Here is a 19,373-nt window from a genome sequence, read left to right as displayed (position 1 = left end):
TCATTAGGAGATGAAACCAATGAATAAAGTTAGCGTAAAAATACAAGGCTCTGAATATCAAATGACAGGTGAAAAGTCTATTGAAACAATGAAAAAAATAGCTGAATATGTTGATAGTGAAATGAGTACAATAGCAGAGGCAAATTCAAGACTTAGTGTTTCAGCAGTTTCAATACTTACAGCTTTAAATATAGCTGATATATTATTTGAGTGTTCAGAAGAAAATGAAGAAATACTAAAAGAGTTGGAAGAATTAAAAAATAATCCATCAAATGTAGTTTCAAATGAATCAGCAGAAGAAATAGAAAAATTAAGTATTGCTATAAAAGAAAAAGATAAAGAAATAGAATCTTTAAATAGTAATTTAGAAGAAAAAAATTCAGAAATTGAAGAACTAGAATCAAAAATGAAAGAATTAATGGATTTAGTAGAAAGTAAGAAAAAAGAGATATTGGAATTAAAAAATAATCCTGTTTCTCAAGAAGAAATTGTAGATGAAAAAGTAAAAGAGCTAGAATTAAAATTAGAAGAAGCTAATAATAAAATAAAAGTTGCAGAACAGATAGCATCTGAATTTCAAAACACTTCTTATGAACTTCAATTAGAGAATACTGAATTAAAAAATAAAATAAATAAATAATATAAATATTATTGCAAAAAGAGTCACTTGATACATATAATATATAAAGTGGCTCTTTTTTGTAGCCAAAATTTAAATAAAAATTTAGAAAAATTAATTATATAGATTAAAAAGAAAGGAATAAAAATATGAATAATATAGAACTTTTAGCACCAGTAGGAAGTTTTGATGCTTTAAAAGCAGCAGTTCAAAATGGAGCAAATGCAGTATATCTAGGTGGAAAAGATTTTAGTGCTAGAGCATCAGCAAATAATTTTGATAGAGAAGAACTACAAGAAGCAGTAAAATATTGTCATACAAGGGGTGTAAAATTATTTGTAACAGTAAATACACTTATCAAACAAAATGAAGTAGAAGATTTTATAGAATATATAAAATTTTTATATGATATAGATATAGATGCAGTTATAGTACAGGATATAGGAATGGCAATGCTTATAAAAAGAGAACTTCCTGATTTTGAAATACATGCAAGTACTCAAATGGCGGCACATTCTCTTGAAGATGTAGAATACTTAAAAAGTATAGGGTTTGATAGAGTTGTTTTAGCTAGAGAATTAACTGTTACAGAAATAAAAGAAATATGTTCAAAGGTAAAAATAGATATAGAAGTATTTGTACATGGAGCACTTTGTGTATGTTATTCAGGACAATGTCTAATGAGTAGTATGATAGGAAATAGATCAGGAAATAGAGGAAGATGTGCACAACCTTGTAGACAAAAATACGAACTTATAGATATTGAAACTGATGAAGTTATGGAGAATAATGGGGATTATCTACTTAGTCCAAGAGATTTAAATACAATAGAAGAAATTGGAGAAGTAATAGATGCTGGGGTTCTTTCTTTAAAAATAGAAGGAAGAATGAAAAGACCTGAATATGTAGCAACTGTTGTATCAGCATATAGACAGGCAGCTGATAATTATATATCTACAGGAAAAACTGGTGTAACTTCTGAAGAAATGAATGAATTATACACTATATTCAACAGAAAATTTACTAAAGGATATATATTAGGCGAAAAAGGGATAGATATTATGAACTCAGAAAAACCTAATAATAGAGGTCTTTATATAGGTAAAGTTGTAGATTTTAATAAAAAAAGAAAAAGATTAAAAATAAAATTAGAAAATACACTAAAAAAAGGTGATGGAATAAATCTTGGTGGAGGAACAATAGGTAGAATAATAAAAGGAAATGAAATAAGTGAAATAGGATTTGCTGGAGAAATTATAGAACTTGATTTTGTAGGAGAAGCTAGAAAAAATCAAGAAGTATTTAAAACATCGGATAATTCTTTAATAGAAAGAGTTAAATCTACATTTGAAAATGATAAAGAACTTATAAAAATTCCTGTATATATGAGATTTAAAGCTAATTTATCTAAAAAACCAGTCTTAGAAATATCTGATACTGAGGGAAATATTGTATCTATTGAATGTGAAAAAGAAGCTGAAAAAGCTATGAAAGTAGCATTGTCAGAAGAAAAAGTTAAAACTCAACTTGAAAAACTTGGAAATACTTCATATAGAGTAGAAAATATAGAAATAGATATAGAAGATGGAATCAGTATACCTATAAGTCTTATAAATAAAATGAGAAGAGAAGCTATAGAAAAACTATCTGAATCTAGAGAAAAAGTTATTGGTAGAAGTTTAAAATCAAAAGAAATAAAATATTATATTGAAGATAAAAGACCAGAACATATGGAAGAAGAACCTAAAATAAGAGTTAAAGTTAAAAATATTGAACAATTAAAAGCTATAGTAGATTTAGATATCGATACAATATATTATGATAATCTGTATGATTTTGAAGAAGCTAAAAAAATTGCATATAATAACAACAAAAAGATAATATACTCTGCACCTAGAATTATGAGAAATAATGATTATAAAGTATTTGATAAAATAATAGATAATATATCAGAAGAGGATTCTGTACTTGTAGCTAGTTGGGGAGAAATAAAATTCTTTACAGAAAATTGTGGCTGTGGAATAAGAGCTGATTGGTCTTTAAATGCTTTCAATGGTGAAAGTATGAATTGGCTTAGAAGTAGTGGAATGGAAAGTATTTGTATATCTCAAGAGATGAATGTTAGTGAAATAAAAGAATCTATAAAATATACAGATGCTGAAATAGAAACAGTTGTATACGGATACACACCTATGATGATAAGTGAATACTGTCCAATGGGAGTTATTGTTAGAGATTGCAAAAAAGATAAAAGATGTGCAGAATGTAGAAAAGATAAATATATGTTAGAAGACCAAAAAGGAAATAAATTTAGATTATCTCAAAATGAATTCTGTAGAACTACAATATACAATTCTGAACCTACAATAATGATAGAAAATCTTGAAGATGTTGCAGAAACTGGTGTGGATTTCTTTAGATTAGATTTTACAATAGAAAATCCAATAGAAATTAGAGAAATAACTAAAGCATATATAGAAACAACAGAAAATGACTTTGAATTAAGTGATACTGCAAAAAATATATTAAATAAAAATAGAAATTATACAACAGCTCATTTTTACAAAGGAGTTGAGTAATATGAATAATACAGTACTTACAACAATTTGCTATATTGAAAAAGATGGTAAAACACTTATGCTTTATAGAAATAAAAAGAAAAACGACGTACACGAAGGAAAGTATGTTGGTATTGGTGGAAAATTTGAGTTTGGAGAAACACCAGAAGAATGTATAATAAGAGAGATTAAAGAAGAAACTGGATTAACTGTAAATTCTTTAAGATACCATGGACTTATTTCTTTCCCTAAATTTGCAAATGACGACAACTGGTATATGTTTATATTTAGTTGTAGAGATTTTGAAGGAGAGGTTCCAGAGGATAGATTGGATGATTGTCCAGAGGGTAGACTTCTTTGGGTCGATAACGATAAGGTTATGGACTTAAATATGTGGGATGGAGATAGAGTATTTTTAGAGTGGGTAGCTACTAAAAAGGTGTTTAATGCAAAAATTGAATATAAAGAGGAAATCTTGGATAAATATCACGTAGATTTCTACTAAAGTATGAAAAGGTATCTAGTGATTATACTGAAATAAACAGTAATAATTACTAGATACTTTTTTATTAAGAAAATTAGTGTAGATTACCTAGATAGGAAAAATATAATAAATATAAAAAATAAATGATATTGAATATAAAAAAATAAATGCTATAATGATAGTAATCTAAAATGAAGGAGGGTATGTTAAATGAGTAATAATATAAAATTAAAATTAATTTTGTTATCAGTAATATCCATCTTAATTTATTATATTCCGCAAAGTATTTTATTACTGGAGAAAACAAGAAAAGTGAAATACTTTTCTTGTTTTTTTTTGTAACAATATTGTAAATTATAGCATATGAAAAAGGATTATAATATAAATATAGATATTTTATGAAAAATTTGGATGGTGATAAAATATGTATAATATAGTTATTTGTGAAGATAATAAAGAACAAATAGAAATAATACTAAATTACTTAAAAAGAATATTTGAAAATATAGATTATAATTATAATATTAATATATTTAATTCAGCAGAGGAAATGTTGGAAAAAAATATAGATGATGTAGATATATTTTTATTAGATATCAAAATGAAAAAAATAAATGGAATGGAAGCAGCTAAAAATATAAGAAGTAGAGGTATTAATTCTGAAATAATTTTTTTAACAGGTCTTATAGAGTATGCTAAAGATGGATATAAGGTAAGGGCGTATAGATATATATTAAAACCTATAAAATTTGATGAGTTTCAAGAAAGTATTTTGAATTGTATAGAAGAAATAAATAAAAATAAAAGAAATTATTTTCTAATAGATCAAAATGGGAAAATAGAAAAAATAAAAATAGATTTAATAAAATATATTGAGATAAATAGAAAAGAATTAATAATTCATTTAGTTGATAAGAATATTATTTGTTTTTGGAAAAGTATAGAAGAATTTGATGAAAAATTAGAAAACTATGGATTTTTTAGAGTACATAAAAGCTTTTTAGTGAATATGATGTATATAGATTTAATAACCAAGGATACTGTTTTTATTGGAGAAGATAAAGTTCCTGTTAGTAAATATAGAATAAAGGATTTAAAACAGAATTTTACTAGATTTATAGGGAGAAAAATATAATGGAGAATATATTTTACTGCGAATTGATTAGAATATTTTCTAGTGTATTTGATATATTAATTTTTATTGTTATAATAAATAAATTTGAAAGTAGAGTGAAAAATAAAAAAGAATTTGTATACTCAAATTTATTATTAATTTTGGTTATAATTATAGAGTCTATTTTTAGTAAAGATTTATTTTTAAGATTATGTATAAACATATTATTTGTAAGTATGAACATTAGATATAATTATAATATAAGATTGCAAAGATTATTTTTTATAATATTTATTTATAGTTTATTTATTATAGGAATAGATTCATTAGTAACGATATTTTTAATGAAAGTTCAAAATATAGAAAGAATAAATTTATTATTTAATAATTATATTTATTTTATACAGTATTTTGTTGCTACGAAGGTAATACTAGTTTTAAGTTTACTAAAAATAAAAAAAGAACGTTGGAAATTTGTATTTGACTTAGAAAAAGAAGAATATTTAAAATTATTATTGCCTCTAATAGTAAATATTGTTAGCATAGTGATAATATTTGAATTTTTGATGACTAATACAATAAAGTACAATTCTAATTTTATAACAATTTTAATTTTAATAATATCATCTATGTTTTCAAATTTAGCTATAATAAAAATGATTATAAGAATCTTAAAAAATAATAAATTAGATTATGAAAATAAATTGATAAAAGAAAAGTTAAATATGCAGTACCAATATTATAACTCTATGCAAAAGAATTATTCAAAAGTTAGAGAAATATACCATGATATGAATAATCATATTATGTGTATAGAAAAATTAAATAGTATGGATAGAAAAAAATATATAAATGAAATAAAAGAAAAATTAGAGGATGTAAAAAATAGTTTTCATACTAATAATTTAATATTAGACATTATACTTATGGAAAAAGAGGAAATATGCAAAGAATATAATATAAAATTATATGTAGATTTAAACTTAAAAAAGTGTGATTTTATAGAAATGACAGATATATGCACTATATTTTCTAATTTACTTGACAATGCTATAGAAGCTAGTAAAAATATAGAGGATGAAGAATATAAAAAAATATTTATAAAAGATAATATAATAAACAAATTTTATTTTATAAAAATAGAAAATAATAAAAAAAATATAATTATAAAAAAAGAAAATATAATTATTACTAGTAAAAAAGATGATTTTTTGCATGGGTTAGGTTTACAAAGTGTAAGAAATGTAGTTGAAAAATATAATGGAAATATGGATATAAATGATAGAGAAAATGTATTCGAAATAACAATCTATATTCCATTGGTCCAGATAAGCAATAATAATGCCTAGATAGGCAAAATATATTGAACAATTTAAATTAAGATGTTATTTTGTAAACAAGAATTTTGAAAGAAGATAATTGTTTATAAGGTGATATCTTTTTTTTATAAAAATATTAATGAAAGGAGTTGTATTTATAAAGATGGATAAAATAAAATTTTTTAATTATAAACTAGATAAGTTTGTTAAAAGGAATAAATTGATATCAAGTATAATAATATTTGTTCCATTTATATTAATTTTAATGAAAAATATAGGTATATTATCAGAAAATAATAATCTAATGATATATATTGTTTTAAGCATGATAGCGTATATTATTTCAGTACATAGCGATATTAAAATTTATAAATGGATATCTATGTTAAATTTAATTTTAAGTTTATCAATATATACATTGATAATCTTTCCTTTATTATTTTTTGATAATATTTTGGAATTATTTTATGATATTTCGCCTTATATTTGTATGATTTTAATTTTATATTTTTCAAAAATTAAATAATAAAATGGAGGTAAAATGAAATTTTCACAGTTTAATATTGAACATAAAATTAAAAATAATATTTTATTATATAATACATTTAGTTCAGGAATTATTTTAATAGAAGAAGAAGATTTGAATGAATATAAAAATATAAAATTGGATATTGATAAAAATGAATCGTTATTAAAAAAAGAATTAATAAAAGGAAATATGATAGTAGAGGATTCTTTGAATGAAGTAGATTTAATAAAATATTATAGTAATATACGGAGATATAAAAATGAAGGATTATTTTTAACTATAGCACCAACTCTATCATGTAATTTTGTATGTCCTTATTGTTATGAAAAAGGTGTAGATTTTACAACAATGAATGAAAATACAATAGAAAATACTTTAAAATTTATAAAAAATAATATAAAAAAAGATGAACCATTAAGTATAAGTTGGTATGGTGGAGAACCACTTATGGCATTTAATATAATTGAAAAATTAACAAATGAAATATTAAAGTATATTAAGATAGAAGATTTTTCGGCAGATATAGTTACTAATGGATATTTACTTACAAGAGAATATGCTAAAAAAATGAAAGAAATGAAGATAAACTCAGCTCAGATAACATTAGATGGACCTCCTAAAATACATGATTCTAGGAGAAAACTTTCTTCAGGAGAAGGTAGTTTTGATAGAATAATAGAAAATATAAAAAATAGTTGTGATTTAATAGATATAACAATAAGAGTTAATTTAGATAATACAAATAAAGAAGGAATAGATGAATTAGTAGGTATACTAAAAGAAAAAGATATATATGATAAAGTATTTTTATATATAGCAAAAGTAGAAGATTTACTTAATGAAAACAATATTAATATATTGAAAGAAGAAGAATTTACTGAATACAATAGTAGATTTTTAAGAAAAAATAAAAATTTTATTAATATTCCTGAATTTAATCCTAATATTTGTGGAGCTGTAACTAATAACTCTTTTGTAATAGATCCAAATGGGAATCTTTATAAATGTTGGGATGAAATAGGCAGAAAAAAAGGATGTATAGGAAATGTAACGGATGGAATAGAGATTAACAATACATTAATTTATTATGGAGCTTATAATCCAGTTGAAGATAATCAATGCAGAAAATGCAATTTATTACCTATATGTATGGGTGGATGTCCTTATTCAAGAAAAATGTATGGTAAAAATGATTGCTTTGAAAAAAAAGAGATAGTTATAAGGAAAATAGAAAATATTTACAAGCAAAAGCTAGAATATAATTAATTTAAATTGTTAGAAAACTAACCCTTATAGCTTAAAATATAGTAGAAAATAAATATAAAGTGGATTTTAGAAGTAAATATATTAAATAACAAAGATAGTAGAGTAGATGGAGGACCATATCCATGTATGCCACATAAACTATGTAAATTGACATTATGCCTTAAATTATGTGTATGGAAATGTACTTGTGGTAAACAAAATAATTGTATAAAAAAATAACGGAGGATTAGTAATATGAAATGGATATTAGAAAGTAAAAATTCAATTATTAGTAAAGTAGGTTGCTTTTTTGTATTTAATGAAGGTGTTAATATAGAGAAAGAAAAAGATAAATTAAAAGGATGTATATTAAACTTTAATTGTAAAACACAGAATAACTGTGTAAAAAAAGGAAGAAAACTATAAAAATATATAAAAAAGGCATATACTACTAAAATTGGTATATGCCTTTTATAATTATATTATTTTAAATATGTTCCGTTTTCATCTTGATATACTATACCTTTTCTCATAAGGACACCTAAAGCTCTTTTGAAGTTCTTTTTACTTGAATTGAATAATATTTTTATATCTTTTGGATCAGATTTGTCATTAAATCTCATATATCCGTCATTTCCTTCAAGATAGCTTAATATTTTGTATTCAACTGAATCCATTTCAGATTTTCTGTCCGCTCTTGGAGTAAGACCTAGTTTTCCATCATCGTATATTTTTATAACTTTTAGATTTTCCATAACTTGCCCAACATCTAAATCTGTGAAGTATTCGTTATTTAGTATAACTGCCGCATATTTGTTGTCTATACAAAGCATAGCAGTTCCATTAGTTTGGAATCCGTACACGATACCAGTTACAGTATCTCCTAAATTGTACTCATGGTCTGTTGTAAGATGATTATCTATATCAGTAGTTGCAGCTATTCTTCCACTTTTGTCAACATATATATAGAATAGGTATTTTTCATCTCTAAACATAGGATGAGTTTTTTCTCTAAAAGGAACTAAAACATCTTTTGGAAGACCAACATCTATAAAAGTACCTATGTCAGTATTATCTACAACTTTTAAATATGCAATATCTCCAACACAAGCTAAAGGTTTTATAGTAGTTGCAGCAAATCTACCTTTAGAATCCTTAAATATAAAAACATCTACTTCTTTTCCAATTTCTATATCATTTTGATTTTCTATAAATTTATTATGAAGTAAAATATCATCTGTTGAATTTCCTGTTTGGCCATCTAAAAAGTAACCAAAATCAGATTTTCTTTTTACTTCAAGTCTATTTAATTCTCCTATTTTTATCAAAATTTTCACTCCTAACGTTTTGCTTATTAAATCTATTATAATACAAATAAAGATTTATTTGTTAAAATTTATTTTATTTTTTGGAAAAGGATTGAATAAAAAATAGTATTGGATTATAATTGGTATATACCAAAAATAAAGGTGGAATAGATATGAAAAAGGTAAATAAGAAAAGTTCAATATCTCTTCATCTTCAATTAAAATCAATTATAAAAGATATGATAAAATCTGGAGAATTAAAAGAAGGAGATGTACTTCTTCCAGAAAGAGAGATTTGTAAAGAACAAGAAGTTAGTAGAATGACTGTAAACAAAGCTATAAACTCACTTGTTGCAGAAGGAATTCTTTATAGAAAACAGGGTAAGGGTACTTTTGTTTCTAAAAAGAAAAAGAAATATCAATTTAATAATGTAAAAGGCTTTACAGATGTTATGAAAAGCAGAGGTATAGATATAAAAACGGATATAATTAAGTTTGAAATCCTAAATCCTGAAGAAAATATAATGAAAAAACTTGGAATAAACGATAAAAAAGAAAATGTTTATAAAATAATAAGACTTAGATACGTTGAAAATGAACCGTTTGTATATGAGATTGCATATATACCAGAAAAGGTATGTGCAGGTATGACAAAAGGTATGTTAGATAATAATTCTCTTTATAGGATATTAGAGAATGAATATGGTTATAGAGTAGCTAGAGTAGAACAGACAATAGATCCGTTGAAACTAGATTTACATATAGGAGAAAAATTGCATTGTGAAAAAGGAAGTTTAGCACTTGATATTAGAAGAACTTCTTATACTGAAAATGATGATATTATAGAATATACAATTTCTATAATAAGAAGTGATATATATCAATATCAAATAAATATAGGTATGTAAATTATAAAATAATATAAAGATTATTAATTAGGAGGTCGTTAAAATGAAATGCCTTACAAATGGTAGAATTATACTAAAAGATAAAGTGTTAGAAGGAAAAAATATTATATTCGATAATAAAATACAGAGTATAACTAGTGAAATTCCTGAAAATTGTGAAGTGATAGATGCAAAAGGAAAATATATATCACCAGGTTTAATAGATATACATATACATGGTAATATGGGAGAAGATACTATGAATGGTACAGACCATGCAATAGAAACAATATCTAAATCAGTAGCACGTCATGGAGTTACTGGATTTTTACCAACTACTATGACAATGGGAAAATCAGATATATATACTTCTCTTGAAACAATAAGAAGAGCAAAAGCTAAAAAATTAAATGGATCACAGGTTTTAGGTTCTCATGTAGAAGGACCATTTATAAATGAAGCATATAAAGGAGCACAAAATGCAAAATTTATAGCAGTTCCAGAATTTAAATTTATAAAAGATTATTCAGATGTTATAAAAGTTATAACAATTGCACCAGAAAAAGATGTAAACTTTGAATTTATAAAATCAGTAAAAAGAAGTACAGATATATTAATATCTATGGGACATAGTAAAGCGACTTTTGATGAAGCAAATGCTGCAATAGATGAAGGTGTTGGAAGTGTTACACATTTATTCAATGCTCAAACTCCTTTAAATCATAGAGAACCAGGAATAGTTGGTGCAGCACTAACTAGAAATATTTATACTGAAATCATAGCAGATACAATACATGTTAACAAAGGATTATTCCAATTTGTTATAAATAACAAAGGTAAAAATAAATTAATTCTTATAACAGATTCAATGGAAGCTGGAGGCCTTGAAGATGGAGAATATTCATTAGGGGGTCAAAAAGTTATAGTAAAAGACAATGCTGCTAGATTAGAAAATGGCTCACTAGCAGGAAGTGTTTCAGCAATGAATTCTATGGTAAGAAACTTCTACAATAACACAAATCTTACTGTAGTTGAAGCTATAAATCTTGCTTCTTTAAATCCAGCAACAGCAATAAATGTATCTGATAAAAAAGGTAGCATAGAAATAGGTAAAGATGCAGATTTTGCATTATTTGACGATGATTTCAATTGTAGTATGACTATATGCACAGGTGATATAGTATTTGAACAAAATTAATAAAAATCCGCAAAGCGGTAATAATAAATTAATAAATAGTTGGAGGATAAAAATGAAAATATTAGTATGTAAAGATTATGCTCAGATGAGTGAAAAAGCGGCTAGAATATTTGCAGCACAGCTTATATTAAAACCAAATTCAGTATTAGGACTAGCAACAGGAAGTACTCCAGAAGGAATGTATGCTTCATTAATTGAAAAATACAATGAAGGGAAAATAGATTTTGAAGATGTAACAAGTTTCAATTTAGATGAATACTATCAGTTACCAGCAGAAAATGATCAGAGTTATGATTATTTTATGAAAAAAAATCTTTTCAATCATGTAAATATAAAAAATTACAATCTTCCAAAAGGAATGGTTGAAGATGTAGAAGCTGAATGTAAAGCATATGAAGAAAGAATAGAAAATGCAGGTGGAGTAGATATACAGGTATTAGGAATCGGTCAGAATGGTCATATAGGATTTAATGAGCCAGATTCAGTATTTATAAAAAATACTCACTTAGTAGAACTTACTCAATCTACAATAGAAGCAAATTCAAGATTCTTTGATTCTGAAGAAGAAGTACCTAAAAAAGCAATAAGTATGGGTATAGGAACTATATTAAAATCTAAAAAAATAGTTTTATTAGCATCAGGAGAATCAAAAGCAGATGCAATAGCAAAAACTGTATACGGCGAAATAGATCCAATGGTTCCAGCAAGTGCACTTCAATTACATAAAGATGTAATAATAATACTTGATGAAAAAGCAGCTTCTAAATTAAATAAAGAAGATTATGAAATAGTAAAATAATTGAATAAAATATTAATACCACTGTAATTAACATGTTACAGTGGTGTTTTTATATGTTAAAATAAAAAAATATTTTGTATCGGAGGAATATATATGAAAGTATTAGATAAAGCATTCGAGGCTATGCAAAATGCATATGCACCATACTCAAAATATAAAGTTGGGTCTTGTGTTGAAACAAAAGATGGAAAATTCTTTATAGGAGCTAACGTTGAAAATGCATCTTATGGACTTACGAATTGTGCAGAAAGAAATGCTATATTTGCAGCATATTCAAATGGATATAGAAAAAATCAAATAAAATGTATAGCAATAGTCTCAAGAGGTGAAAAACTAGTAACTCCATGTGGTGCATGTAGACAAGTATTGTCAGAACTATTAGAAAGAGATACTGAAATAATTTTATCAAATGGAAAAGATACAATTATTACAAATATAGAGGATTTAATGCCTCTTGCATTTGGAGCAGATAATCTTTAAATTAATTAAAATAAAAATAGTATATTAGCTTGAATTTTAGAAGAAAAGCTTATATTATGATATTAATGGTTTAAATTTTATCAAATGGACGGTGTATGTACTATGTTTAAAACAATTATATCAAAATTAGTGAAGCTAGTAGGTGGACTTTTTATTTGTTCAGTAGGTATAGTTATGACTATAAATGCTAACTTAGGTATGCAGCCATGGGATGTTCTTCATCGGGGTATATCTGATAAATTAGGAATAACAATCGGTACAGCTACAATAATAATAGCATCACTTACAATGATAGCAGACTTTATTTTGGGAGATAATATAGGATGGGGAACAGTCGCTAATATGGTATTAGTGGGTCTTTTTATGGATATGATAATATATTCTGGATTAATACCAGAAGCAAATACCATATTGTCAGGATTATTACTTCTTATATTTGGTCTATTGATACTTTCTTTTGGAATGGTATTTTATATGGATAGTGGTCTTGGAAGTGGACCAAGAGATGGGCTTATGGTTTGTCTTCAGAAAAAAACAGGAAAATCAGCGAATATTGTAAAAGTATCTATGGATATTACAGCACTTGTTATAGGTATACTTCTAGGAGGAAAAGTAGGGATAGGAACTATTATAAGTGCTTTCGGATTAGGGCTTGCAATAAAAATTGTATTTAAAATATGTAAGTTTGATGCGACAGAAGTTGAAAATAGATATATTGTTGATGATATAAAATATGTAAAAAATTTATCTAATAATATGACAAAATAATATTATAAATTTCAAGTTAGTATAATTGGAATAAAAGATATTTTTATAATTTACTTAAATAAAAGGAACTTTTCTAATAAATAGAAAGGTTCTTTTTTATTTATATAGATATAAAAAATAAATCTATATGCAAATTATTATAGATATTAAATACACATATTAAATTTATGAAAAATTTTAAAACTAAAAAAGTAAAAAGCAAGGTAGTATATTATAAAAGAAAATAATGAAAAAATTTCAAAATATATTTATAAATACTAAACTTATACAAAGGTAATAATAAGCTAATATGTAAGAGATATAAAAATACGTTGAAAATTTAAGGTGTTAAAAGGGAATAAAATATAATTAAAAAATAAAAAAATACTTGAAAAAAATAAACTTTTTGTTTATAATATCTAATTGTTATGGTTTAGAAATGATAAACTTAGAGTTTAGTGAATTTTATATATAAATTAGGAGAAATAAAATGGAAATAGGAAAGAAAATAAAAAGACTTAGAATAGAAAAACAGCTCACCCAGGAAGAATTGGCTAATAGATGTGAACTTTCAAAAGGATTTATTTCACAACTTGAAAATGATTTAACATCACCATCTATAGCGACATTAATAGATATTTTAGAAATATTAGGTACAAATTTAAAAGAATTTTTCAATGACACAGAAAGTGAAAAAATAGTATTTGTAAAAGACGATATGTTTGAGACAGAAGATGAAGAGTTAAAATATGAATTTAAATGGTTAGTACCTAATTCACAAAAAAATGAAATGGAACCAGTTATAGTAACTATTCAACCAGGAGGGCAATATAAAGAGGAGAAACCTCATGAAGGAGAAGAATTTGGATATGTTTTAGCAGGTTCAGTATTTCTTCACTTAGGAGATAAAAAGTTAAAAGTAAGAAAAGGTGAAAGTTTCTATTTTAAACCTAGAGCAAAACATTATTTATCAAATGAGGGTAAAACATTGGCAAAAGTGCTATGGGTTAGTACACCACCGACTTTTTAATAATTTTAGAGTAGTTGATTTATAAGAAGAGTAAGAAAGAGGTGTTATATTTTGACAGAAAACATAATAGAGTTAAGAGGAGTAAATAAAGTATACGGAGATAATATAGTATTAGATAATTTTAATCTTGATATAAAGAAAAATGAATTTTTAACATTATTAGGACCATCAGGTTGTGGAAAAACAACAATGTTGAAAATAATAGCAGGATTTGAACATGCAGATAAAGGGAGTGTAATATTTGAAGGTAAAGAAATAAATAATCTTCCACCAAATGAAAGACATGTAAATACTGTTTTCCAAAAATATTCATTATTTCCACATATGAATGTTTATGAAAATGTAGCTTTTGGATTAAAAATAAAAAAAGTTCCAAAAGACGAAATAGATAGAAAAGTAAAAGAAGTTTTAAAATTAGTTGCATTAGAAGGATTTGAAAATAGAGATATTGATTCACTTTCAGGAGGACAGCAACAAAGAATAGCAATAGCTAGAGCTGTTGTTAATGAACCAAAAGTTTTACTTCTTGATGAACCTTTAGCAGCACTTGATTTAAAATTAAGACAAGAAATGCAGGTAGAATTAAAAAGAATACAAAAAAAATTAGGAATAACATTTATATTTGTAACACATGATCAAGAAGAAGCACTTAGTATGTCTGATACTATAATAGTTTTAAATAAAGGTAAAATACAACAGATGGGAAATCCAGTAGATATATATAATGAGCCTAAAAACTCATTTGTAGCTAAATTTATAGGTGAAAGTAATATTTTACCAGGAATAATGTTAGAAGACTTCAAGGTTATTTTTGCTGATAGAGAATTTGAATGTGTGGATAAAGGTTTTGAAAAAAATGAAAATATAGAAGTTGTCATAAGACCAGAAGATATAAAAATGGTAAAACCATCAGAAGGAATGATAGTAGGAAAAGTAAAATCTGTAATATTTAGAGGAGTACATTATGAAATAGAACTTGAAGAAAATGGTAGAACTTGGTTACTTCATAATACTCAGTATGCAGAAGTTGGAACAGAACTTGGAATAAATATATATCCAGAAGATATTCACATAATGAAAAAAGTTGGTGATGATGATGTCAAATAGAAAATCAAAATCACAATTTGCATATCCATATATAGTTTGGAGTGCTATATTTGTAATAATTCCATTATTATTAATGGTTTATTATAGTTTTACAAAAGAAGTTAATGGAGAAGTAGTATTTACTTTAGATAACTTTAAATCAGTATTGAATCCAATATATATTTCTGTATTTTGGAGATCAATATTAATTTCTGGAGGAGCTACTTTAGCATGTATAATAATTGGATATCCAGTAGCATATATAATATCTAAAGCTCCAATAAGTAAAAGAGGAACTTTAATACTTTTATTTATATTACCTATGTGGATGAATTTCCTACTTAGAACATATTCATGGGCAGCAATACTTGGTCAAAATGGACTTATAAATAATTTTTTAGGGTTATTTGGAATACACTACAAATCAATTCTATATACTCCAGTTGCAGTATTAATTGGTATGGTATATAACTTTTTACCTTTTATGGTATTACCTATATATACATCATTATCAAAAATGGATAATGATTTAATAGCAGCGGCACATGATTTAGGTGCTAATAATTTTACTGTTTTTAGAAAAGTTATATTCCCACTTAGTTTACCAGGTGTATTTTCGGGAATAACAATGGTATTTATGCCATCGATAACATCGTTTGCAATATCAAGACTATTAGGAGGAGGTAAAACTCTTTTAATAGGTGATTTAATAGAACAACAGTTTACAGTTGTTGGAGATTGGAACTTTGGTTCTGCAATATCAATATTCTTAATGATAGTAATATTAATATCAATGTCTATAATGTCAAAAATGGATGATGGAAATGGAGAAGGAGGTATGATTATATAATGAATAAAAATAAAAAAAGAATAAAAATAATTTCAGATATATACATGCTTTTAGTATTTCTATTTCTTTATATACCTATATTTGCATTGATAATATTCTCATTCAGTGATTCAAAATCAATGGGACATATAGGAGGATTTACTTTTAAATGGTATATTAATCTGTTTAAAAATAGAACTATAATGACAGCACTTTATTATACGGTAACAATAGCTATAATAGCATCTGTTTTGGCGACAATAATAGGAACTATAAGTGCAATAGGTATCAATAAAATGAGACCTAGAAATAAAGCTATAATGATGAACGTAAATAATTTACCTATATTAAATACAGAAATAGTTACAGGTGTAGCTTTAATGAGCTTATTTGTATTTATAAAAGTAGATTTTGGATACTTAACAATGTTAATAGCACATATAATGTTCTGTATTCCATATGTAATACTATCTGTACTTCCTAAATTAAGACAGATGCCAGAAAATTTAGAAAATGCAGCTATGGATTTAGGAGCGACACCTTTTTATGCTTTAAGAAAAGTAATTTTACCACAGATAAAACCAGGAATAGTCTCTGGATTTTTAATGGCATTTACTATGTCTATAGATGATTTTATAATAAGTTTTTTCAATTCAGGAAATGGTGTAACAAATTTATCTATAGAAATATACTCTATGGCAAGAAGGGGTATAAAACCAGAAATAAATGCATTATCAACATTGATGTTTGTAACAGCTCTTATATTGCTTTTACTTTCTAATAAAAAACAATCATTATCAGAAGGAGGAAAATAAATGAATTTAACAACAAAGAAGATAATATCACTTTTTTTACTTATATCTATTATTATAATTCCTCTGACTGGATGTACGGGTGCAAAAGATTCATCAAAAGTATTAAATGTTTACAATGTTGGTGATTATATAGATGAGAGCTTAATAGATAAATTTGAAAAAGAAACAGGAATAAAAGTACAATATTCTACATACGATACAAATGAAATGATGTATCAAAAGGTAAAAAGTGGTAGTACAAAATATGATTTAGTTGTACCTTCTGATTATATGGTTTCTAAAATGAGAAGAGAAGGTATGCTTAAAAAAATAGATTTTAAAAATATACCTAATATAAAAAATATAGATAAAAAATTTTTAAATCCTAAATATGATCCTAAAAATGAGTATAGTGTTCCATATATGTGGGGAACATTAGGGATAGCATATAATGATAAATATGTTGATAAAAAAGATATAGGTTCTTGGGATATATTATGGAACCCTAAATATTCAGGAAAAATACTTGTATTTGATTCTGTTAGAGATACTATGGGAGCGGCATTAATTAAATTAGGATATAGTATGAATACAAAGAATCAAAAAGAAATAGATGAAGCAAAAAATTTATTAATAAAACAAAAAAAATATGCTTTAGCTTATGTAAATGATGAAGGTAAAGATAGAATGGTTGGAGAAGATGCTCATATAGGAATGTTTTATTCAGGAGATTATCCTCTTATGAAGCAAGAAAATCCAAATCTTAAATTTTTTGTACCTAAAGAAGGAAGTAATAAATGGGTAGATACTATGTGTATACCGAATACTGCTGAAAATAAAAAAGAAGCAGAAATGTTTATAAACTTCTTATTAGATCCACAAAATGCTAAAGTAAATACAGAATATATAGGGTATTCTACACCTAATAAAGAATGTTTAAAAATACTTGATAAAGAAATAAAAAATGATCCATCAGGTTATCCAGATGAAAAATTATTAAATAAATGTGAAACATTTATAGATTTAGGCGATTTCTTAAAGGTATATAATAGAGCTTGGATTGAATTAAAATCAAAGTAAAACAAAAATGATAGATACATATCTATCATTTTTTTATTGTAAATTTTTTTAATATGAAGATATACAGTTTAAAATATTGCTTGAATATAACTCATATTATATAATAAAAAATATTATACAAAAAAGAATAAAAAAAGTTATGAAAATATTTAAGAGGATATTTACTATGGATAAAAGAAATTTTGAAAATGAAGAATTAATAGATTTATCAAAGAATGTAGTGAAAAATCAAAAAGAAAGAAAAGCTAATAAAAAAATAGAAATAGAAAATCAAAAAAATAAAATAAATTCAGAAAAAAGTACAAATAAAAAAAATAATAATTCTAATAATATAAAATTAAAAAAGAATAGAAAATACGATGAAAAAAATAGAAATCAAAAGAATAGAAAATCAAAAAATATTCATAAAAATAGCAAAAAACAAAACAAAAAGGTGGAAATATCAGCTATTTTAATAGGGTTGACAATATTTATATTTTTTATATATTCAATATTTGGTAGAGGATATATAGAAGATATAAAAAGAGATGATTTTATAAATATGATAGAGCCAATAGCAGTAGATGTTTATGAAAAGTATGGTATTTATCCATCAGTTACTATATCACGGGCAGCAGTTGAATCAAATTGGGGAAAATCAGAATTATCAAAAGAAGGATTTAATTTATTTGGAATCAAAGCAGATAAATCTTGGAATGGAAGAAAAATAAATATGATGACAAAAGAAAATTATAATAATACAGAAAATGCAGCATTTAGAAAATATAGATCATACAAAGAATCTATATTTGATTATGGTAAATTTTTGAACGAGAACAAAAGATATGAAAAAGCAGGATTATTTAAGGCGAAAAGTGGCAAAGAACAGGCTCAAATACTAGAAAATGCAGGATATGCAACAAAAGAAAACTCTGATGGAGAACCTGTTTATGCTGATATATTAATAGATTTTATGAATAGATATAAATTAGAAAAAATAGATTTAAAATATCAGAAAAAGTAATATTTTAAAATAAAGTATATGAATTTGTAGATTGATATTTTTATAAAGATTATTAGATAAATCTATATGAGATATTTTTATAAATATCTCATTCAAAAAAATAAAATAAAAAAATATAAAAAAAGTGTTGACCTTTTGTTAATTAGGTGGTAATATAATACTTGTCCTTGAGAGAGGGCAAGAAACAAAAGAGAAAATCGAAAGATTAAAATGAACTTTGAAAACTGAACAGCAGATATATTTAGTTCGAACAAATAGTTCGAAC

19 protein-coding genes are annotated in these 19,373 nt (G+C 24.9%); 18 read left to right on the top strand and 1 reads right to left on the bottom strand.

Features of this window, described 5'->3' with window-relative positions; all coding sequences use genetic code 11:
• The first annotated feature begins 19 nt into the window (after positions 1–19).
• The 7 genes from Q1J78_RS06945 (at position 20) to Q1J78_RS06915 (ending at position 8,294) form a co-directional block, all read left to right on the top strand.
• Entirely contained in the window at positions 20–640 is a 621-nt protein-coding gene (locus tag Q1J78_RS06945) for a cell division protein ZapA (RefSeq protein ID WP_300275993.1), read from the top strand.
• Positions 641–768: 128 nt separating this feature from the next.
• Entirely contained in the window at positions 769–3,198 is a 2,430-nt protein-coding gene (locus Q1J78_RS06940) for a U32 family peptidase (RefSeq protein ID WP_300275991.1), read from the top strand.
• Position 3,199: 1 nt separating this feature from the next.
• Positions 3,200–3,682 (top strand): NUDIX hydrolase, encoded by a 483-nt coding sequence (locus Q1J78_RS06935; protein ID WP_300275989.1) that lies wholly within the window; start codon positions 3,200–3,202, stop codon positions 3,680–3,682.
• 403 nt (positions 3,683–4,085) lie between these two features.
• Positions 4,086–4,796: a LytR/AlgR family response regulator transcription factor gene (locus tag Q1J78_RS06930; RefSeq protein WP_300275987.1), complete on the top strand. Its 711-nt coding sequence runs from the start codon at positions 4,086–4,088 to the stop codon at positions 4,794–4,796.
• 323 nt (positions 4,797–5,119) lie between these two features.
• Complete coding sequence (locus Q1J78_RS06925; RefSeq protein ID WP_300275985.1) at positions 5,120–6,124, top strand: sensor histidine kinase; 1,005 nt, start codon at positions 5,120–5,122, stop codon at positions 6,122–6,124.
• A gap of 511 nt (positions 6,125–6,635) precedes the next feature.
• Positions 6,636–7,889: a radical SAM/SPASM domain-containing protein gene (locus Q1J78_RS06920; RefSeq protein ID WP_300275983.1), complete on the top strand. Its 1,254-nt coding sequence runs from the start codon at positions 6,636–6,638 to the stop codon at positions 7,887–7,889.
• A gap of 234 nt (positions 7,890–8,123) precedes the next feature.
• Positions 8,124–8,294 carry a hypothetical protein gene (locus Q1J78_RS06915; protein ID WP_300275981.1) on the top strand — a complete coding sequence of 57 codons (171 nt, stop codon included), beginning with the start codon at positions 8,124–8,126 and terminating at the stop codon, positions 8,292–8,294.
• Between the two features lie 56 nt (positions 8,295–8,350).
• Here Q1J78_RS06915 and Q1J78_RS06910 read toward each other — a convergent pair whose 3' ends face one another.
• The gene (locus Q1J78_RS06910; RefSeq protein ID WP_300275979.1) at positions 8,351–9,196 is read right to left on the bottom strand and encodes a CvfB family protein; all 846 of its coding nucleotides are present in this window, start codon (positions 9,194–9,196) and stop codon (positions 8,351–8,353) included.
• 152 nt (positions 9,197–9,348) lie between these two features.
• Between Q1J78_RS06910 and Q1J78_RS06905 the strand changes: the two genes are divergently transcribed.
• From Q1J78_RS06905 to Q1J78_RS06855, 11 genes are all read left to right on the top strand, one after another.
• On the top strand, positions 9,349–10,083 hold the full coding sequence (locus tag Q1J78_RS06905) for a GntR family transcriptional regulator (RefSeq protein ID WP_300275976.1): 735 nt from the start codon (positions 9,349–9,351) through the stop codon (positions 10,081–10,083).
• A 43-nt stretch (positions 10,084–10,126) separates the two neighbouring features.
• Positions 10,127–11,260 carry an N-acetylglucosamine-6-phosphate deacetylase gene (nagA, locus tag Q1J78_RS06900; RefSeq protein ID WP_300275974.1) on the top strand — a complete coding sequence of 378 codons (1,134 nt, stop codon included), beginning with the start codon at positions 10,127–10,129 and terminating at the stop codon, positions 11,258–11,260.
• A gap of 52 nt (positions 11,261–11,312) precedes the next feature.
• Positions 11,313–12,059: a glucosamine-6-phosphate deaminase gene (nagB, locus tag Q1J78_RS06895; RefSeq protein WP_300275972.1), complete on the top strand. Its 747-nt coding sequence runs from the start codon at positions 11,313–11,315 to the stop codon at positions 12,057–12,059.
• 93 nt (positions 12,060–12,152) lie between these two features.
• Positions 12,153–12,539, top strand: coding sequence for a cytidine deaminase (gene cdd / locus Q1J78_RS06890; RefSeq protein ID WP_300275970.1), 387 nt, complete (start codon positions 12,153–12,155; stop codon positions 12,537–12,539).
• Positions 12,540–12,641: 102 nt separating this feature from the next.
• Positions 12,642–13,307, top strand: a complete 666-nt coding sequence (locus Q1J78_RS06885; RefSeq protein WP_300281650.1) for a YczE/YyaS/YitT family protein — start codon at positions 12,642–12,644, stop codon at positions 13,305–13,307.
• Between the two features lie 469 nt (positions 13,308–13,776).
• A complete protein-coding gene (locus Q1J78_RS06880; RefSeq protein ID WP_300275966.1) occupies positions 13,777–14,316 on the top strand; it encodes a helix-turn-helix domain-containing protein in 540 nt (179 codons plus the stop codon).
• 51 nt (positions 14,317–14,367) lie between these two features.
• Positions 14,368–15,423 carry a spermidine/putrescine ABC transporter ATP-binding protein gene (potA, locus tag Q1J78_RS06875; RefSeq protein ID WP_300275964.1) on the top strand — a complete coding sequence of 352 codons (1,056 nt, stop codon included), beginning with the start codon at positions 14,368–14,370 and terminating at the stop codon, positions 15,421–15,423.
• Positions 15,410–16,252: an ABC transporter permease gene (locus Q1J78_RS06870; protein WP_300275962.1), complete on the top strand. Its 843-nt coding sequence runs from the start codon at positions 15,410–15,412 to the stop codon at positions 16,250–16,252. The genes potA and Q1J78_RS06870 overlap by 14 nt, the downstream gene beginning before the upstream one ends.
• 119 nt (positions 16,253–16,371) lie before the next feature.
• Complete coding sequence (locus tag Q1J78_RS06865) at positions 16,372–17,046, top strand: ABC transporter permease (protein ID WP_442952111.1); 675 nt, start codon at positions 16,372–16,374, stop codon at positions 17,044–17,046.
• Positions 17,047–18,105, top strand: coding sequence for an ABC transporter substrate-binding protein (locus Q1J78_RS06860; protein WP_300275958.1), 1,059 nt, complete (start codon positions 17,047–17,049; stop codon positions 18,103–18,105).
• Positions 18,106–18,271: 166 nt separating this feature from the next.
• Positions 18,272–19,108, top strand: a complete 837-nt coding sequence (locus Q1J78_RS06855) for a glycoside hydrolase family 73 protein (RefSeq protein WP_300275956.1) — start codon at positions 18,272–18,274, stop codon at positions 19,106–19,108.
• Positions 19,109–19,373: the final 265 nt, after the last annotated feature.

This window comes from Peptacetobacter sp. (assembly GCF_029264495.1).
In the GTDB taxonomy this organism is placed as follows: domain Bacteria; phylum Bacillota; class Clostridia; order Peptostreptococcales; family Peptostreptococcaceae; genus Peptacetobacter.
The sequence above is the reverse complement of the archived record's forward strand: the minus strand, read 5'-3'. Positions and strand labels throughout refer to the sequence as shown.

Coding starts and splice junctions, on each gene's coding strand:
- Q1J78_RS06945 (WP_300275993.1), top strand. CDS start 20: ATGAATAAAGTTAGCGTAAAAATACAAGGCTCTGAATATCAAATGACA.
- Q1J78_RS06940 (WP_300275991.1), top strand. CDS start 769: ATGAATAATATAGAACTTTTAGCACCAGTAGGAAGTTTTGATGCTTTA.
- Q1J78_RS06935 (WP_300275989.1), top strand. CDS start 3,200: ATGAATAATACAGTACTTACAACAATTTGCTATATTGAAAAAGATGGT.
- Q1J78_RS06930 (WP_300275987.1), top strand. CDS start 4,086: ATGTATAATATAGTTATTTGTGAAGATAATAAAGAACAAATAGAAATA.
- Q1J78_RS06925 (WP_300275985.1), top strand. CDS start 5,120: ATGAAAGTTCAAAATATAGAAAGAATAAATTTATTATTTAATAATTAT.
- Q1J78_RS06920 (WP_300275983.1), top strand. CDS start 6,636: ATGAAATTTTCACAGTTTAATATTGAACATAAAATTAAAAATAATATT.
- Q1J78_RS06915 (WP_300275981.1), top strand. CDS start 8,124: ATGAAATGGATATTAGAAAGTAAAAATTCAATTATTAGTAAAGTAGGT.
- Q1J78_RS06905 (WP_300275976.1), top strand. CDS start 9,349: ATGAAAAAGGTAAATAAGAAAAGTTCAATATCTCTTCATCTTCAATTA.
- nagA (WP_300275974.1), top strand. CDS start 10,127: ATGAAATGCCTTACAAATGGTAGAATTATACTAAAAGATAAAGTGTTA.
- nagB (WP_300275972.1), top strand. CDS start 11,313: ATGAAAATATTAGTATGTAAAGATTATGCTCAGATGAGTGAAAAAGCG.
- cdd (WP_300275970.1), top strand. CDS start 12,153: ATGAAAGTATTAGATAAAGCATTCGAGGCTATGCAAAATGCATATGCA.
- Q1J78_RS06885 (WP_300281650.1), top strand. CDS start 12,642: ATGTTTAAAACAATTATATCAAAATTAGTGAAGCTAGTAGGTGGACTT.
- Q1J78_RS06880 (WP_300275966.1), top strand. CDS start 13,777: ATGGAAATAGGAAAGAAAATAAAAAGACTTAGAATAGAAAAACAGCTC.
- Q1J78_RS06870 (WP_300275962.1), top strand. CDS start 15,410: ATGATGTCAAATAGAAAATCAAAATCACAATTTGCATATCCATATATA.
- Q1J78_RS06865 (WP_442952111.1), top strand. CDS start 16,372: ATGGGACATATAGGAGGATTTACTTTTAAATGGTATATTAATCTGTTT.
- Q1J78_RS06860 (WP_300275958.1), top strand. CDS start 17,047: ATGAATTTAACAACAAAGAAGATAATATCACTTTTTTTACTTATATCT.
- Q1J78_RS06855 (WP_300275956.1), top strand. CDS start 18,272: ATGGATAAAAGAAATTTTGAAAATGAAGAATTAATAGATTTATCAAAG.